This window comes from Kitasatospora sp. NPDC057015 (assembly GCF_042673745.1).
Lineage (GTDB): Bacteria > Actinomycetota > Actinomycetes > Streptomycetales > Streptomycetaceae > Kitasatospora.
Genome location: NZ_JBHUSG010000032.1, coordinates 100,733 through 115,270, shown reverse-complemented (window position 1 = coordinate 115,270; position 14,538 = coordinate 100,733). Strand labels below are relative to the sequence as shown.

Annotated in this window: 18 protein-coding genes; 7 read left to right on the top strand and 11 right to left on the bottom strand. The window is 73.8% G+C overall.

From position 1 onward, the window contains the following. Positions 1–258 precede the first annotated feature (258 nt). Positions 259–1,533, bottom strand: coding sequence for an extracellular solute-binding protein (locus tag ACFTWP_RS26500; protein WP_380267341.1), 1,275 nt, complete (start codon positions 1,531–1,533; stop codon positions 259–261). Between the two features lie 623 nt (positions 1,534–2,156). Between ACFTWP_RS26500 and ACFTWP_RS26495 the strand changes: the two genes are divergently transcribed. Further along, the gene (locus ACFTWP_RS26495) at positions 2,157–2,654 is read left to right on the top strand and encodes a DUF3761 domain-containing protein (protein WP_380267340.1); all 498 of its coding nucleotides are present in this window, start codon (positions 2,157–2,159) and stop codon (positions 2,652–2,654) included. A gap of 238 nt (positions 2,655–2,892) precedes the next feature. Here ACFTWP_RS26495 and ACFTWP_RS26490 read toward each other — a convergent pair whose 3' ends face one another. The 3 genes from ACFTWP_RS26490 to ACFTWP_RS26480 all read right to left on the bottom strand — a co-directional run bounded on the left by ACFTWP_RS26490 (position 2,893) and on the right by ACFTWP_RS26480 (position 4,454). After that, positions 2,893–3,150 carry a Prokaryotic metallothionein gene (locus ACFTWP_RS26490; RefSeq protein ID WP_380267337.1) on the bottom strand — a complete coding sequence of 86 codons (258 nt, stop codon included), beginning with the start codon at positions 3,148–3,150 and terminating at the stop codon, positions 2,893–2,895. Between the two features lie 150 nt (positions 3,151–3,300). Beyond that, positions 3,301–3,699 carry an ACT domain-containing protein gene (locus ACFTWP_RS26485; RefSeq protein ID WP_380267336.1) on the bottom strand — a complete coding sequence of 133 codons (399 nt, stop codon included), beginning with the start codon at positions 3,697–3,699 and terminating at the stop codon, positions 3,301–3,303. 167 nt (positions 3,700–3,866) lie between these two features. Further along, positions 3,867–4,454, bottom strand: a complete 588-nt coding sequence (locus ACFTWP_RS26480; RefSeq protein ID WP_380267335.1) for a DinB family protein — start codon at positions 4,452–4,454, stop codon at positions 3,867–3,869. A 280-nt stretch (positions 4,455–4,734) separates the two neighbouring features. Between ACFTWP_RS26480 and ACFTWP_RS26475 the strand changes: the two genes are divergently transcribed. After that, positions 4,735–5,439: a PadR family transcriptional regulator gene (locus ACFTWP_RS26475; RefSeq protein WP_380267348.1), complete on the top strand. Its 705-nt coding sequence runs from the start codon at positions 4,735–4,737 to the stop codon at positions 5,437–5,439. A 162-nt stretch (positions 5,440–5,601) separates the two neighbouring features. Here ACFTWP_RS26475 and ACFTWP_RS26470 read toward each other — a convergent pair whose 3' ends face one another. Together ACFTWP_RS26470 and ACFTWP_RS26465 are read right to left on the bottom strand one after the other, a co-directional pair. Further along, a complete protein-coding gene (locus ACFTWP_RS26470) occupies positions 5,602–5,817 on the bottom strand; it encodes a hypothetical protein (RefSeq protein ID WP_380267334.1) in 216 nt (71 codons plus the stop codon). Positions 5,818–5,881: 64 nt separating this feature from the next. After that, on the bottom strand, positions 5,882–6,154 hold the full coding sequence (locus ACFTWP_RS26465; RefSeq protein ID WP_380267333.1) for a hypothetical protein: 273 nt from the start codon (positions 6,152–6,154) through the stop codon (positions 5,882–5,884). A 425-nt stretch (positions 6,155–6,579) separates the two neighbouring features. Between ACFTWP_RS26465 and ACFTWP_RS26460 the strand changes: the two genes are divergently transcribed. Further along, a complete protein-coding gene (locus ACFTWP_RS26460; protein ID WP_380267332.1) occupies positions 6,580–7,281 on the top strand; it encodes a bifunctional DNA primase/polymerase in 702 nt (233 codons plus the stop codon). A gap of 108 nt (positions 7,282–7,389) precedes the next feature. On the opposite strand, the gene map is transcribed toward ACFTWP_RS26460, so the two are convergent. Continuing rightward, positions 7,390–8,235: a type I methionyl aminopeptidase gene (gene map, locus ACFTWP_RS26455; RefSeq protein WP_380267331.1), complete on the bottom strand. Its 846-nt coding sequence runs from the start codon at positions 8,233–8,235 to the stop codon at positions 7,390–7,392. A gap of 116 nt (positions 8,236–8,351) precedes the next feature. Here map and ACFTWP_RS26450 point away from each other — a divergent pair, with 116 nt between their 5' ends. Beyond that, a complete protein-coding gene (locus ACFTWP_RS26450; protein ID WP_380267330.1) occupies positions 8,352–8,582 on the top strand; it encodes a hypothetical protein in 231 nt (76 codons plus the stop codon). A gap of 74 nt (positions 8,583–8,656) precedes the next feature. Here the strand turns inward: ACFTWP_RS26450 and ACFTWP_RS26445 are convergent, their stop codons facing one another. Further along, positions 8,657–9,154, bottom strand: coding sequence for a DUF1772 domain-containing protein (locus ACFTWP_RS26445; RefSeq protein ID WP_380267329.1), 498 nt, complete (start codon positions 9,152–9,154; stop codon positions 8,657–8,659). A 139-nt stretch (positions 9,155–9,293) separates the two neighbouring features. On the opposite strand from ACFTWP_RS26445, the gene ACFTWP_RS26440 reads away from it, so the two are divergent. Continuing rightward, positions 9,294–10,241: an AraC family transcriptional regulator gene (locus tag ACFTWP_RS26440; RefSeq protein WP_380267328.1), complete on the top strand. Its 948-nt coding sequence runs from the start codon at positions 9,294–9,296 to the stop codon at positions 10,239–10,241. A 33-nt stretch (positions 10,242–10,274) separates the two neighbouring features. Here the strand turns inward: ACFTWP_RS26440 and ACFTWP_RS26435 are convergent, their stop codons facing one another. Both ACFTWP_RS26435 and ACFTWP_RS26430 read right to left on the bottom strand, forming a co-directional pair. Then, complete coding sequence (locus ACFTWP_RS26435; RefSeq protein ID WP_380267327.1) at positions 10,275–11,591, bottom strand: MFS transporter; 1,317 nt, start codon at positions 11,589–11,591, stop codon at positions 10,275–10,277. A gap of 108 nt (positions 11,592–11,699) precedes the next feature. Next, positions 11,700–12,281 carry a hypothetical protein gene (locus ACFTWP_RS26430; protein WP_380267326.1) on the bottom strand — a complete coding sequence of 194 codons (582 nt, stop codon included), beginning with the start codon at positions 12,279–12,281 and terminating at the stop codon, positions 11,700–11,702. Between the two features lie 47 nt (positions 12,282–12,328). Between ACFTWP_RS26430 and npdG the strand changes: the two genes are divergently transcribed. Then, positions 12,329–13,021 carry an NADPH-dependent F420 reductase gene (gene npdG, locus ACFTWP_RS26425; RefSeq protein WP_380267325.1) on the top strand — a complete coding sequence of 231 codons (693 nt, stop codon included), beginning with the start codon at positions 12,329–12,331 and terminating at the stop codon, positions 13,019–13,021. A 174-nt stretch (positions 13,022–13,195) separates the two neighbouring features. Beyond that, on the top strand, positions 13,196–13,390 hold the full coding sequence (locus ACFTWP_RS26420) for a hypothetical protein (protein ID WP_380267324.1): 195 nt from the start codon (positions 13,196–13,198) through the stop codon (positions 13,388–13,390). 111 nt (positions 13,391–13,501) lie between these two features. Here ACFTWP_RS26420 and ACFTWP_RS26415 read toward each other — a convergent pair whose 3' ends face one another. Continuing rightward, positions 13,502–14,311 (bottom strand): site-2 protease family protein, encoded by an 810-nt coding sequence (locus tag ACFTWP_RS26415; RefSeq protein WP_380267323.1) that lies wholly within the window; start codon positions 14,309–14,311, stop codon positions 13,502–13,504. Positions 14,312–14,538 lie beyond the last annotated feature (227 nt).

Sequence of the window (14,538 nt, the reverse complement as noted above, 5' to 3'; positions counted from 1 at the left end):
GAGGTGTGGACCATCTCGTAGACGGGCCAGAGCACCACGAGCAGGATCAGCAGGACGGCCGGAGCGATCCAGGGCAGCGGACCGAGCCTGGCCAGTGAGCCGCGGCGACGCGCGGATCCGTTCCGGGAGTCGCCGGAACGGACAGGGGTGTGCGACACGGGTGGGCCTTCCGTGGGTGCGGGGAGGCGGCCCGGTGCCGGCGCGGGGTGTCCGCCGGCACCGGCCCGACCGCTGCTGCTACGAGGGGTCCGCTGCCTGCTACTTGTCGGCGGCCGCGGCTTCGGCCTTCTTCTGGAGGTCGCCGAGGACGGCGGTGGGGTCGCCGGCGACGGCGGTGCCGCCGCTCTTCTTGATCTCGGCGGAGACCGCGTCCCAGCTGGTGTCACCCAGCGGGTAGAACTTGGCCTGCGGGAGCAGTGAGAAGAACGGGGTGAGGTCGGCGTGCTTGCCGCTGGCGGTCATCTCGGCGAGGGTGTCCTTGGTGACCGGCATCAGGTTGTAGAGCTCGTCGAACTTGAGGGTGTTCTCCTTGTTGTAGGCGTAGTCGAGGAACGCCTTGACCTGCTCCTGGTGGCCGTTCTTCTTGAACGCCATCACCCAGTCGGCGACGCCGAGGGTGGAGGCCAGCGGGCCGGACTTGCCGGGGATCGGGGCGACCGCGTAGTCGACCTTGCCGTCCTTGGACTTCTGGATCAGCGACGGGTGCCCGTTCAGCATCGCGGCCTTGCCCGCGCCGAAGTCGGCGAAGGCGGTCTTGCGGTCGGTGGTGGCCGGGTTCGGGTAGGTCAGGCCGCCGTCGACCAGGTTCGCCTTCAGCCAGGTGAACGTCTCCACGTTCGCCGTGGAGTTGAGGGTGTACTTGCCGGAGGCGTCGGTGACGCCGCCGCCGTTGCCCAGCTCCCACATCATGCTCTCGCCCTGGGCCTCCTCCGGGCCGAGCGGCAGCGCGTAGGGGGTGACGCCCGGGACCTTCGCCTTGATCAGCTCGGCGTCCTTCTTGACCTCGTCCCAGGTCTTGGGGGCCTCGGTGATGCCGGCCTGCGCGAAGATCGCCTTGTTGTAGAAGAACGCCCGCGCGGAGGACACGAACGGGATGCCGTACTGGGTGTCCTTGACCTGGCCGGCCTTGGAGAAGGTCTCGATGAAGTTCGCCTGCGTCGCCGGCGACAGCACGTCAGTGGCCTTGTACAGCAGGTCGTCCGCGACCTTGTCCGCGTAGCCGCCGGTCTGCAGCACGTCCGGGTAGTTGCCCGACTGGATCATCGTCTTGACCTGCTTGTCGATGTCGTTCCAGTTCACGACCTGCACATCGACCTTGATCTTCGGGTTCGCCGCCTCGAACCCCTTCACCACGCCGTCCCAGTACGCCTTCGAGCCGTTCGCCGCGGTGTCGCCGTAGTCCGCCGCCACCAGCTTGATCGTCGTCGGACCACCCGACGACGAACCACCCGAACCACCACTGCTGCCACAACCCGTGAGCACCAGCGCACCGGTCACACAAGCAGCCGAGAGGAGAAGTGCAGATCGGTTCAAGGGAGTTACCACCTTAGGAGTTGATCTGAAGCCACCCGGGGGAGGGCAGGGCGGGGCGCGGGGCCGACCCGGGAGGGGCGGGGGTCGGGTCTCGCCGGTGCGCGTCCCTGCCCGGGGTCGGGCGTCGGATCGGGGTTGCGGAAGGTCTGGTGCTTCCTGGGTGTCGCCAGTCTTATCCCGGTGCCGGGGGGCGGAGCTAGGGCGGTGCCTCTCCGGTTATCGAATCGTTGCTGCGCAGTCATGCGCACAGTGGTGCAGAATCACGCAAGAACGGACAGATCGACCGTGAGAATCACGGCTTCACTGCGCAGTCGTGCGTAATGCTCTCTGTGATCGAGCAGAATCACGCATGGTGGGATGGTGTGACCGCTGGGTCCGGAGGGCGCCGTCGACGGCTGACGGGGCGTTCGGCCCGTCCCGTCCGGAAGCGGCGGTGAGGCGGTGTCAGCCGTCGGCGCGGTGGCCGAGTGGTGCACGTCGGAGGGGAGTTGGGGCCCGGCGCAGGGGGGTGGTTCGACGGCGGACGGCTACCGACGGGTACCTATAACGATTGTGGGATCAGATGGCACGAAGGCCGATGTATCGGCCGCCCTCACAGCGCGTCCCTAGTAGCTTCACGATTCGTGATCAGAACCTTCTCCCGCGTGCTGCCCGTGGTGGCCGCGGTCCTGGCCCTCGCCGCCTGCGATCCGACCACCCCGGCGCCCGCCGCGCCCAAGGCCGCCGCCCCCGTGGCCGCGACCTCGTCCGCCCCGCCGTCGACTCCCGCGTCACCCGTACCGCCCCCGGCGCCCGCCCCCGAACCGGCCGTCACCACGGAGGCCGCTCCGCCCGCGCCCGCCACCCCGTCGCCCGCCCCGTCCAAGGCCCCCGCGCCGGTCAAGACCGCGGCCCCCGCGCCCACCAAGGCCCCCGCGCCCGCCCCCACCACGGCGGCCCCGCCGGCCGAGCCGGCCGGCAGCTGTGCCCACCACACCGTCGGATCCTGCGGCTGGGACGTCGGCGTCCAGCCCTCGCACACGGGCCAGACGGCCGAGTGCAAGGACGGCTCCGCCTCGGACTCCGCGAACTTCAGCGGTACCTGCTCCGGCCATCAGGGCGTGCGCTACTGGTTCAAGTGACGCCGTGACCGCCGTGACGTCCTGACGCCTTGAGGCCTTGGCGCGCGGAACACCGGAGGGGGGCCCCCCCCGGAGCGGGGCGCCGCCGGGGTTGGGGCGCCGCGCGGCGGGCGCCCCGTCCCCCGCCCCCCCCGGCGCCACGGGGGGGGCGGCGGGCCCCCCGGGGGGGCCGCGCGCTCCCCCCCGGCCCCGGGCCGGGGGGGGGGGGGCCGCCTCCGGTGTTCCGCGTCCGGGCAGGTCAGGAGGGGTGGGCGCCGACGGCGTCCCGGATCTGCGCGCCGAGACCGCCGTTGACCCGGGCGCAGTTCGCGCAACAGAAGAAGCGTCCGGAGACCTCCACGCCATGGCCGACGATGCGCACCTGGCACTGCTCGCAGCGCGGCGCGAGCTTCTCCATCGCGCACTCGAAGCTGTCGAAGGTGTAGGTGTCGCCGGTGATCGTCTTCACCTCGAAGGCCAGCCAGTAGTCGTTGCTGCAGACGTCGCAAACCGCCATCGGATCGCTCTCCCTTCCTGTGGGCGCTGACCTGCCGGACGGCGCTCAGCGACTCCCAGTGTCGGAGCGGCCCCCGGGAGCGGCCATCGGCACTGCGCCATCCGGGGGACATCCGGTGGCGTCCGAGGGCCGTCCGGGGGCCGGCGGCGTTCAGGCCTGTGCCGCGGCCAGCTCCTCCAGGGCCCGCACGGCGCGGTCCGCGTCGTCGGCGGCCACGAAGAGGTGGTCGTGGTGGAAGCCCGCCACCACGTTGCAGCTGATCCCGTCCTCGGCGAGTCGGCCGGCCACCGCCGCGGTCAGGCCGACCGCCTCCAGCGCCGAGTGGATCTGCAGGGTGATCCAGGCGGCCACGTACTCGTACCGCAGGCCCAGGTCGTCGGCCTCCTCCTGCCGGACCACGACGGTCACGCCCTCGGGCTCGGCGACCGTGACCACCGGCCGCATGCCGGGCGGCACCTTGGCGGGCAGGGTGCAGTACACGTATCGCCCCGGGTTGAGCTGGGGGTGCATTCCGCTGAGCAGCTTCGCGAGATCTCTTTCACCGGCCATGGCGGCCACCGTAGCGGCTGGGTGGCCGGGTGTCCCGCCCTCGGCGGGTGTGGCGTCCGGACGGTGGCGGGGCGGGTCGAACGCGACCGGCGGGGCGTCCGGGGCCCGTGCGGCGGGCGGGGCGTTCGGGATCGGAGGGGCGTTCGGGGTGCGGGCGGTACGGGCGGCTACGCGTCGGCTGCGGCCTCCCGGGCCGCCCGCTCCAGCCGGTCCCGGTGGTCCGCCCACCACGCCTGGTCGCCGGGCGCCATGTTCTCGCCCCCGACCCGCTGGCCCACGGCGCCGTCGAGGAGCTCCCGGACGATGTCGGCGTGCCCGACGTGCCGGTCGGTCTCGGCGATCATGTGGACCAGGCTCCGGTGCAGCGTCACCTCGTTGCGATCCCCCCAGGGCACCCGGCCGACCGCGTCGAGGGGCAGGGCCTCGATCGTCGCGTCGGAGTGGGCCCAGGTCCGGCGGTACAGCCCGACGATCTGCTCGCGCGTCTCGTCCGCCCTCGCCCACAGGTCCGAGTTGGGTTCCGCGTCGGTCGCGATCCAGAGCCGCGGTCCGTCGAACGGCCGCCCGTAGGTGTCGCCGAAGTAGAGCGCTTCGGCGCCGGCCAGGTGCTTGACCAGGCCCAGCAGGTTGGTGCCGGTGGGGGTCAGGGGTCGGCGGACGTCGTACTCCGACAGTCCTTCGAGCTTCCAGAGCAGGGCGTCGCGAGCGTCCTGGAGGTAGAGCTGGAGGTCCGACTTCGGGTCAAGTCCGGTCATGGGTACCAGTCTTGCGGTCGCACGCCGCCTGTCCACCGGATTTCGCGGGCACCCGGTCGCCGCCGTGGATCCGCGCGGCGGGTGCGGCAGGTGTCGTGGGCGATGCGCGGACCGGAGCCGTTCCGCCGTGCTCCCACTCGTCGGGGCCCGGCCTCGGAAGGGCGCGTGCAGCGGTGCGGGCGACAGTCGGAATCCGTTGACGAGCGACAGTTAGCGATATATCGTCGAGGTATCGAGACAGTTACTTCGAGACTGTCCGCAACGAGAGGTGGTGGGCGTCATGCGCCCGGGAAACCGATATGGAGAGCAAGAGGGAGGCGGGCGCGGCGGACGTCGTCGCGGCCGTGGCCCGGAGTTCGGGGAGTTCCCCGGTGAGGGGTTCGAGGGGCGGCGGGCCTTCGGGTCGTTCGGGCCGCCGTTCGGTGGCGGGCCCGGTGGCCCGGGTGGTCCGGGGTTCCCCGGACGGCCGCCCGGCGGGCCGTTCGGCCACGGATTCGGCGGCCACGGCGGTCGCGGGCACGGCCCGCGGGGCCGGCGTGGCGGCCGGGCCAGGCGGGGTGACGTCCGGGCCTCGCTGCTGGCGCTGCTCAAGGAGCGGCCGATGCACGGGTACGAGATGATCGCCGAGATCGGCGAGCGCACCGGCGGGGCCTGGCGCCCGAGCCCGGGCTCGATCTACCCGACCCTCCAACTGCTGGAGGAGGAAGGGCTGATCACCGCGCAGGTGGTGTCCGGCAAGCGTCTGGTCTCGCTCACCGAGGCGGGCCGGGCCGAGGCCGAGGCGGGGGCGGACGAACCGTGGGCGGAGGCCGGCCGGGAGGTCGACTGGGAGGCCGTGCAGGAGGTCGGCCAGGCGCTCGGCGCGGTGGACGCCGCGATCCGGCAGGTGATGGCCACGGGCACCGAGGCGCAGCGGGCCAAGGGGCTCGCCGTCCTCACCGAGGCCCGCAAGAAGCTCTACCTGATCCTCGCCGAGGATGACTGAGCGGCACGGGGGGAGGGGACGGGCGGTGCCGCCGCCCGGCCGCGGCGCCCGCGCCGTGCGGCGACCGCCCGGCCCGCGGGGCCACGGCGCGGTCCCGTACGGCGCGGGCCCGTTCCCGGTGGTCCCCGTACGGCGGGCCCGGTGCAACGGGCCCGGGCGGGTTCAGTCCCGTACGGCGAACAGGGCCGCGCAGACCAGCAGCAGCACCGCCCAGCCGAACCAGAGCCAGCCGTTCGTTCCGATCGTCACGCTGTACAGGCTGATCAGCACCAGCAGGCCGGCGGCGAGGTAGGCCGCCTGCCGTCCGCGCCGGGCCGCGTCCTGTGCCCCGCGCCGGTGCGCGCCCGCGCGCACGGGGTGTCGTCCGGCTCGCGCCATGCCCGTCCTCCTGCCCCGCGGGCGGCCGTCCAGGCCGTCCACGCCGTCGGACGCGGCGCCCCCGTCAGCCGGGCGAGTGCCCGGACTGTTCGGAGCCGACCGCGGACTCCTCGGCCGGGCGACCCGACGCCGGCCCGTCGAACTCGTAGCGCCAGTGCCACCGGTAGCCCCGGTGCTGCTTGGCGCGGACGTAGACCAGCGTCTCGGCCGGCACGTCGCCGTGGGCGGGTACCGGCACCCGGTAGGTCTTGGGTACGCCGTTGAACGGCCCCAGCGGGATCGGCAGGATCCTGCCGTCCAGAGGTCCGCCGATGAACTCGGTGTCCGCGTTTCTCACTCCACCAGCCTCTCACCTCGGCGCATTCCGTGCGGCCACGGGTGCGGGCGGGGCCCGGCCGGCCCGTGGCCGTGACCCGCTGTGACGAGGGGGTGCGATGTGACGGGGGATGCACCGCCCCCGGTCATCCACAGGTCCCTCACACCCTTATCCTGCTCTGTACGCCCTCGGGTCATCACCCGGGTCAGCGGGCCCGTACGGGCCGGGTGAGGCGCGCGTCCGTGTGCCCGTCCGCCGAGCCGCAACTCTCGTACTCCGTACCGCGACCCGGAGCGTCGGCCGTCCGGTGACCCCGGCTCCGGCCGGGTGGCGGTGACGACAGGACCGGGCCTGCGGGAAGCAGCGGGGCCCGCGTGGTGTTGCCTCGCATGAGTTGCGTCGATGCTGTGCCGCACCAGGCACGGCAGGTGTACGGAAGGGGCCCGATGGAAGCCAGCAGCAGGTGGACGACCTGGTGGCAGAAGCGCGATCGTCAGCGGGTCCGCCCGGTGGCGTCGGACAGCCCCGCCGCCCGACTGGATCAGCTGCTCGGCGCCGTCCGCGCCGGCTTCCCGCTCGCACCCGCCGCGCATCCGGCCGGTTATCGCTGTTCCTGTGACCGGGTCGGCTGTCCGGCCCCCGCCCAGCACCCGGTGTCCTTCGCCTGGCAGACGCAGGCGACCACCGACCCCGAGCAGCTCGCCCGCTGGCTCTCCCGGGACCCGCAGGCCAACTTCATCACCGCCACCGGCCGCGCGCACGACGTCCTGGACGTCCCGGCCGAGGCCGGGGTGCTCGCCCTGGCCCGGCTGGCCGAGCTGGGGATCGGCGGTCCGGTCGCCGCGGTCGGCGAGGACCGCTACCTGTTCTTCACCGCCACCCGGGGCACCCCGGTGGACGAGGACGAGTGGTGGCCCAGCGCGTTGGACTCGACCCCCGACACCATGTCCGAGCACCCCGGCCTGCGCTGGCACTGCCGCGGCTCGTACACGCTGCTCCCGCCGGCCGCCCTGCCGGACGGCTCCGAGGTGCGCTGGCTGCGCGGGCCCGAGCAACCCCTGCCGGACCCGCTGCGGGTCCTGGACGTGCTCACCGACGCCTGCACCGAGGTGGGCGCGGTCGCCGAGGAGCAGTGGCTGATCGGCTGACCCGCCGACCTGTCCGATCCGCCCCGCCCGCCCGACCCGTTCGTCCGGGCGCTCCCGGGCGTACCGGGCCCGGCCGGAGCCTTCCCGGCGGCGGGCCCGGCCGGCCGCTCAGGGCAGGGTGAGGATCTCGGCGCCGTCCGCCGTCACGACCAGGGTGTGCTCGAACTGGGCGGTCCGCTTGCGGTCCTTGGTGACGACCGTCCAGCCGTCCTCCCAGATCTCGTAGTCGTAGGTGCCCAGGGTGAGCATCGGCTCGATGGTGAAGGTCATCCCCGGCTTGATCACCTCGGTGGCGCGCTCGCTGTCGTAGTGCGGGATGATCAGGCCGGAGTGGAACGACGTGTTGATGCCGTGCCCGGTGAAGTCCCGCACCACGCCGTAGTCGAAGCGCTTGGCGTAGGACTCGATGACCCGCCCGATCACGTTGATCTGCCGCCCGGGCTTCACGGCCTTGATCGCCCGGTTCAGCGACTCCCGGGTGCGCTCGACCAGCAGCCGGGACTCCTCGTCCACGTCGCCGCAGAGGTAGGTCGCGTTCAGGTCGCCGTGCACGCCGTGGATGTAGGCGGTGGCGTCGATGTTCACGATGTCGCCGTCCTGCAGGACGGTCGAGTCCGGGATGCCGTGGCAGATCACCTCGTTGATCGAGGTGCAGACGGACTTCGGGAACCCCCGGTAGCCGAGGTCGGACGGGTACGCGTCGTGGTCGCACATGTACGCGTGCGCGACGGCGTCCAGCTCGTCGGTGGTGACCCCCGGCGCGATCAGCTTCGCGGCCTCCTCCATCGCCTGCGCGGCGATCCGGCCGGCGATCCGCATCTTCTCGATCGTCTCGGCGCTCTGCACCTCGGGCCCGGTGTACGGGGTCGGTGCGGGCCGGCCCACGTACTCGGGGCGGGCGATGTGCGCCGGAACCTTGCGGGTGGGGGACTGGATGCCGGGTACGAGAGCCATGACGGCGAGTCTATCCGTCGGGTCCCGGCCGGCCCGGCGGTGTGTGCGCGGGCCCCGCCGGGCATGATCGACACGAGGCCGAGCAACGGACGTCCGACCGACAGGAGAGGCCCGAGATGGCTCTGGGATTCAACCGCAAGCCCACCGGGAAGCCGGGCGAGTGGTTCTACTGCATCAAGCACGCCAAGGTCGAGGAGGGCCCGGAGTGCCCGGCCAAGGACCGGCTCGGCCCGTACGCCTCCCGCGAGGAGGCCGGCCAGGCGCTGGCGATCGCGGACGAGCGCAACCGGGAGTGGCGCGACGACCCCCGCTGGCGCGACGGAGCGCCCGAGACCAGGGAGGACTGAGCGCCGTCACCCGGTGCCCGGCGCGCCGTCCGGGCCGGCCGCCGTCCGGCCCGGTGACCGCCGCCCGGCGGGTGTCACCGGAGCCGGCCCTCCAGGACCAGGGCCCAGGCGAGGCAGCCGAGGGCGCCGGTCGAGGCCACCGCGCGGACGACGTTCCAGCGCACCCAGGTGCCCTCGAAGTGCGCGCGCAGCCCGGCGAGGTCGGCGATCCGGTCCGGGGCGCCGGCGGCGGCGAGTTCGTTGTTGAGCGGCACGTTGACCGCCGAGGTGATCACGAACATCACCCCGTACAGCACGATCGCGGCCACGATCCACGGCAGCACCGACCGCGCGGCGCCGCGCCAGTGCAGTACCGCGGTGGCCCCGGCGAGCAGGATCGCGCCGCCGAAGCCGACCCCGAACCAGCCGTTGAGTATCGAGGTGTTGATCCGCTGCATCACGTCGACGAAGGTGCGGTCGTCCACCCCGCCCAGCGCGATCATCACGGAGCAGGCGTAGGCGTAGAAGAGGCCTGCGGTGAGGCCCATCGTGACGGTCGCCGCGAACAGGGTGGCGCATCTGAGCACTGACATCGTGGTCTCCCGGGGCTGAGGTCCTGGTCCGGACGGTTTCTGTCGCCCTGTCAGTCAACCGCCGCGGCCCCGGGCGGGCCATGGCCGAGAGGCTCACCGGCATACGCGGGCGTCCAGGCACTGTCCTAGACTCGGCGGTATGGACGCACTCGCCGGCCTGCTGGACGGGCCGAGGGCCCGGGGCGCCTTCCTGCTGCGGTTGGTGCTCGACCCGCCGTGGTCGCTGCGGATCCAGGACCGCGCGCCGCTCACCCTCCTGCTGGCGGAACGCGGCGGCGCCTGGATCGTCCCCGACCGGGCGGAGCCGGTCCGGCTGCGGCCGGGCGACATCGCGGTGGTCCGCGGCCCCGAGCCGTACACCATCGCCGACGACCCGGCCACCGAGCCGCGGATCGTGATCCACCCCGGTGAGCTGTCCACCACCCCGGACGGCCGGGAACTGTGCGAGGACATGACGCTCGGGGTGCGCACCTGGGGGGACGGGCCGGACGGCTCCGCCGTGCTGATCAGCGGCACCTACCAGCTGGACGGCGAGGTGAGCCGCCGGCTGCTGGCCGCGCTGCCGCAGGTGCTGGTGCTGCCCGCGGACGCCTGGCGGAGCCCGTTGCCGGCGCTGCTGGCGGAGGAGATCGGCCGGGAGGAGCCGGGGCAGGAGGTGGTCCTGGACCGGCTGCTCGACCTGCTGCTGATCGCCGTCCTGCGGGCCTGGTTCTCCCGCCCGGAGGCCGGCGCCCCGGCCTGGTACCGGGCGCAGGGGGATCCGGTGGTCGGGCGGGCGCTCAGGCTGCTGGACGAGGACCCGGCCCGCCCCTGGACGGTGGCCCTGCTCGCCGGCGAGACGGGCCTGTCCCGTGCCGCGCTGGCCCGCCGGTTCACCGAACTGGTCGGCGAGCCGCCGATGGCCTACCTGACCGGCCGGCGGCTCGCGCTGGCCGCCGACCTGCTCCGCGAACCGGACGCCACCGTCGGCGCGGTGGCCCGCCGGGTCGGCTACGGCAGCGCCTTCGCCCTCAGTACCGCCTTCAAGCGCGAACGCGGTGTCAGCCCGCAGGAGCACCGCGCGGGCGTCGGGGCCGGCCGTCGCTGAACGCCGGCCCTCGGCAGCAGGAGTGACGCGTCGTCAGCCGACCGGCTGCGGGCGCAGCTCCCGTTCGGCCTTCACCGCCGCGACGTGCGGGTCCGTCCGGGCGTCGTACGCGAGCAGCCTGGGCAGCGCCGAGGCCAGCGCCCCCACGCCGACCACGCAGGCCAGCCCGCCGGCCCAGATCGAGCCGCGGACGCCGATCACCCCGGCCATGGCGCCCACCCGGACCTGGCCCAGCTGCGGGCCGACCGAGTAGCTCAGCAGCTCCACCCCGGCCAGCCGGCCGCGCAGTTCGTCCGGGATCGACTGGTTCCACATGGTGGCCCGGCCCAGGCCGCTGACGTTGTCCGCGCCGCCCGCCACGGCCAGCAGGAGCAGGACCAGCCAGATGTTGCCGACCAGTCCGGCGCCGGCCATCGCCGCGCCCCAGCCGAGCGCCGCGAGCACCACCATCCGGCCGTGCCGGTGCACCCGGGAGGCCCACCCGCTGGTCGCCGAGACCACCAGGGAGCCGGCCGCGGCCGCGCCGTACATCAGGCCGAGGGCCCAGTGCGCCCCCAACTCGTCGGCGAGGAAGGGGAAGACCGCGTTGGGGAAGGCGAACAGCATGGCGCAGACGTCCACCACGTAGGTGCCGAGCAGCTCGGGCCGGCTGCGGGCGTACCGCAGGCCCGCCGCGATCCCGGCCAGCGAGGGCTTCTCGGCGCCGCTCGGCGGCGGCACCGCCCGCATCCGGGCGAGCAGCAGCAGGGAGGCGGCGAAGGTGGCCACGTCCAGCGCGTAGGCGGTCTGCACCCCGGCGAAGGCCACGATCAGCCCGGCCAGCGCCGGGCCGAGGATCGAACCGGCGCTGCGGTAGAGCGAGTTGAGTGCGTAGGCGGCGCTCATCTGGTCGTGCGCCACGATCCGCGGGGTGAGCGTGTCCAGCGCCGGGCGCTGCAGGCCGTCCAGCGCCGCGACCAGGGCGACCACCACGTACACCGGCCACAGCAGCGGCGTCGGCAGCAGCGCGTTGAGCAGCAGCAGCCCGGAGAGCAGGCCCAGCCCGGCCTCCGCGGCCAGCACCAGCTTGCGGCGGTCCAGCGCGTCGGCGAGCGCGCCGCCCCAGAGGCCGAAGACGATCAGCGGGATCAGTTCCACCGCGCCCACCAGGCCGACCGCGACGTAGGAGCCGGTGAGCTCCTTGATCTGCATCGGCACGGCGACGTACGTGAGGAAGGAGCCGAAGGTGGTGACGCAGCCCGCACTCCAGAGCAGCCGGAAGTCCCGGGAGGAGTGCCAGGGGGCCAGGTCCGGGCGCAGTCCGCGCAGCAGGGCGCGCAGTCGGCCGGTATGCGGGGGTTCGTCGCTCACGAAGGGGCATCCTCCGCCGTGCGCCGGTGGTCGCGCAACCGGATTTCCGGCGCCCGCCGGAACGGCCGCCCACCCTGCTGCGCCCGGTTCGCCGCGCGGCGGGCCCGGTCACCAGCGGGCGACCGGCGGCGCCGCCAGCCGCCGGGCCAGCGCGGACAGCCGGCCGCCGCCCCGCGGGCTCTCGCCGGCCGCCGCGCCGACCAGGTGCTGCACCAGTTCGAAGGGCTCCGCCGGGGCGTCCTCGACGGTCAGCGACTCGTGCGCCAGCGCGGCCAGCTCCCGGTCGCCGGTCTCCAGCGCGAGGACGGTCGCACCGGCCCGGCGGGCGTCCAGCACCCGCTCCAGCAGGGGCGGCCCGGCCGCGCCGGGGGCCACCACCAGGAGGGTCTCCCCGCGCCGGGCCGCCGCCAGCCGCGGCAGGCCGTGCGCGAGGTGGGCGGGCGCGCCGGCCGGCACCCGGTGGCGCAGCAGGGTGGGCGCCAGCTGTGGCACCGCGGACCAGCCGGCCTCGTCCTCCAGGTGGGCGGCCAGGTGCCAGGGCTCGTACTCGGCCGTCCCGACCAGCAGCAGGCCCTCGGCCGAGCGCCGGGTGACCGAGCGCCGCAGCGCGCCCGCGAAGGTCCTGGTCGACTCGATCCAGCCCGTCCCGGCCAGGGATTCCCGGAGTGCCGAAACTCTCACCGCGTCCATGGCGTCAAGGATGTCGTGGGGCCCGGGCCTTTGGCAGGATCATCGACATGACTTCCCTCGAATCAGCGACCAACCCGGCCCACGACCTCCCCGACGTCTCGCAGCTCGTCGTCGGCGTCCTGGGCGGCACCGGCGACCAGGGCCGGGGTCTGGCCTACCGGCTGGCCAAGGCCGGCCAGCGGGTGATCATCGGCTCCCGCACGGCGGAGCGGGCCGAGGCCTCGGCGGCCGAGCTGGGCCTCGGGGTGCGCGGCGCGGACAACGCGACCACCGCCCGCGAGAGCGACGTCGTGATCGTCGCGGTGCCGTGGGAGGGCCACGCCGCCACCCTGGCGGCCCTCCGGGAGGACCTGGTCGGCAAGATCGTGGTCGACTGCGTGAATCCGCTGGGCTTCGACAAGCAGGGTGCCTACGCGCTGAAGCCGGAGGAGGGCAGCGCCGCCCAGCAGGCCGCCGCCCTGCTGCCCGACTCCCGGGTCACCGCGGCCTTCCACCACCTGAGCGCGGTGCTGCTGCAGGACGAGACGATCGAGGAGATCGACACCGACGTGATGGTGCTCGGCGAGGAGCGCGCCGCGACCGACGTCGTGCAGGCGCTGGCCGCCCGGATCCCCGGCATGCGCGGCGTCTTCGCGGGCCGGCTGCGCAACGCCCACCAGGTGGAGTCGCTGGTGGCGAACCTGATCTCGGTCAACCGCCGCTACAAGGCCCACGCGGGCCTGCGGATCACCGACGTGTGACACCCGGCCCGGCCCGTACGGGCGCAACGCCCGGGCGCTGCGGGCACCGGAACCGCGCGGTGCGTCCGGGACCGCCCGCCGTGTGCCGGTGGGTCCGAGCCCCCCTCGGTCGCGCCGAGGGGGGCTTCGGCGACAATGGACCCGGACCGTACCCGGCCTTAGGAGCCCCCCGCCATGCCCCGCACCGCCCTCTACGCCTCGATCGTCCTCATCCTCGCGGTGTCCGCCGCGGTGGTGTCCTTCGTGCAGGGCAACTGGCTGGGCGTGGTCTGGGTGCTGCTGGCGGGCGTGTCGAGCAACATCGCCTGGTTCCACGTCCGCAAGGAGCGCCTGGCGAAGGCCGCCGCGGCGGCCGGCCCGGCCAGCTGAGCGCGGCGGCGGCCCGGGGCCGGTGACACGGGGGCCCCTACGCGGGCCCGGCGGGTCGCGCGGGGGCACGCTCGGGCCGCACGGTCCTGCGGTCGCCCGCCCGGTGACTGCTCAGTGCTTCCAGAACTGGAACAGGCCGACGCCGTCCCAGATCACCCTGCGGTCCACGCCGAACAGCTCGGTGATCTGGTAGACCACCTCGAAGAAGAGCCGGTTCACCTGGGGCTGCCACAGCAGGGCGAACACGGCCAGCATCCCGTACATCGCGAACGGCTCGACGGCCCGCCGCACCTTCGGCGAGAGCCACGGCTCGGCGATCCCGTAGCCGTCCAGGCCGGGCACCGGCAGCAGGTTCAGCAGCGCGGCGCTGACCTGGAACATCGCCAGGCAGGCCAGCGCCGCCGGTAGCGGTGAGATCGTTCGACCGCCGACCTCGACCAGGTGGCTCGGGTCGTCGAACCAGCCGGCGCCCACCGCCGTCAGCAGCACGCCCGCGAACAGCACGTTCACCAGCGGCCCGGCGGCCGAGACCAGGCTGTTCTTCAGCCGCCCCCGGATCCGGTGGCGCTCGATGTACACCGCGCCGCCGGGCAGACCGATGCCGCCCATGACCACGAAGACCACCGGCAGGACGAAGCTGAACAGCACGTTGGTGTACTTCAGCGGGTTCAGCGTCAGGTAGCCCTTGGTGCCGATGCTGATGTCCCCGCTGTGCAGCGCGGTGCGGGCGTGCCCGTACTCGTGCAGGCACAGCGAGACCATCCAGCCCGCCACCACGAACAGGAACACCCCGAAACCGGCGTTCCCGTAGCCCGACCAGACGGCCCAGCCGGAGGTGCCGAGCACCGCCAGCAGCACCCAGAACACCGGGCTGATCCGGCGGTCCCCGCTGCGCGAGCGCCGTGCTTCGGCAAAGGTCATGAGGGGTCTGCTCCGGAGGTCGGGGTCGGGGCGCGGACGGGCACGGGTGCCCGTGGAGGGCAGGGGACCGATCATGCCCGGCCGCCCCGGCCCGGACAAGCCGCCCCGGGTGAACGTACGGGACGGCGCGGCGGGTTCCTGCCCCGCCCGCGGGCGACGGGCCCGGTGTGCCCCCGGCCGGCCACCGGGCCCCGGAACCCGTCCCTCCGGTGGACCGGACGCCGTCC

Excerpts from the sequence above, each read along its gene's own strand:
- ACFTWP_RS26490 (WP_380267337.1), bottom strand. The coding sequence starts at position 3,150 with ATGGCGGTTTGCGACGTCTGCAGCAACGACTACTGGCTGGCCTTCGAG.
- ACFTWP_RS26485 (WP_380267336.1), bottom strand. The coding sequence starts at position 3,699 with ATGGCCGGTGAAAGAGATCTCGCGAAGCTGCTCAGCGGAATGCACCCC.
- ACFTWP_RS26480 (WP_380267335.1), bottom strand. The coding sequence starts at position 4,454 with ATGACCGGACTTGACCCGAAGTCGGACCTCCAGCTCTACCTCCAGGAC.
- ACFTWP_RS26475 (WP_380267348.1), top strand. The coding sequence starts at position 4,735 with ATGCGCCCGGGAAACCGATATGGAGAGCAAGAGGGAGGCGGGCGCGGC.
- ACFTWP_RS26470 (WP_380267334.1), bottom strand. The coding sequence starts at position 5,817 with ATGGCGCGAGCCGGACGACACCCCGTGCGCGCGGGCGCGCACCGGCGC.
- ACFTWP_RS26460 (WP_380267332.1), top strand. The coding sequence starts at position 6,580 with ATGGAAGCCAGCAGCAGGTGGACGACCTGGTGGCAGAAGCGCGATCGT.
- map (WP_380267331.1), bottom strand. The coding sequence starts at position 8,235 with ATGGCTCTCGTACCCGGCATCCAGTCCCCCACCCGCAAGGTTCCGGCG.
- ACFTWP_RS26450 (WP_380267330.1), top strand. The coding sequence starts at position 8,352 with ATGGCTCTGGGATTCAACCGCAAGCCCACCGGGAAGCCGGGCGAGTGG.
- ACFTWP_RS26445 (WP_380267329.1), bottom strand. The coding sequence starts at position 9,154 with ATGTCAGTGCTCAGATGCGCCACCCTGTTCGCGGCGACCGTCACGATG.
- ACFTWP_RS26440 (WP_380267328.1), top strand. The coding sequence starts at position 9,294 with ATGGACGCACTCGCCGGCCTGCTGGACGGGCCGAGGGCCCGGGGCGCC.
- ACFTWP_RS26430 (WP_380267326.1), bottom strand. The coding sequence starts at position 12,281 with ATGGACGCGGTGAGAGTTTCGGCACTCCGGGAATCCCTGGCCGGGACG.
- npdG (WP_380267325.1), top strand. The coding sequence starts at position 12,329 with ATGACTTCCCTCGAATCAGCGACCAACCCGGCCCACGACCTCCCCGAC.
- ACFTWP_RS26420 (WP_380267324.1), top strand. The coding sequence starts at position 13,196 with ATGCCCCGCACCGCCCTCTACGCCTCGATCGTCCTCATCCTCGCGGTG.
- ACFTWP_RS26415 (WP_380267323.1), bottom strand. The coding sequence starts at position 14,311 with ATGACCTTTGCCGAAGCACGGCGCTCGCGCAGCGGGGACCGCCGGATC.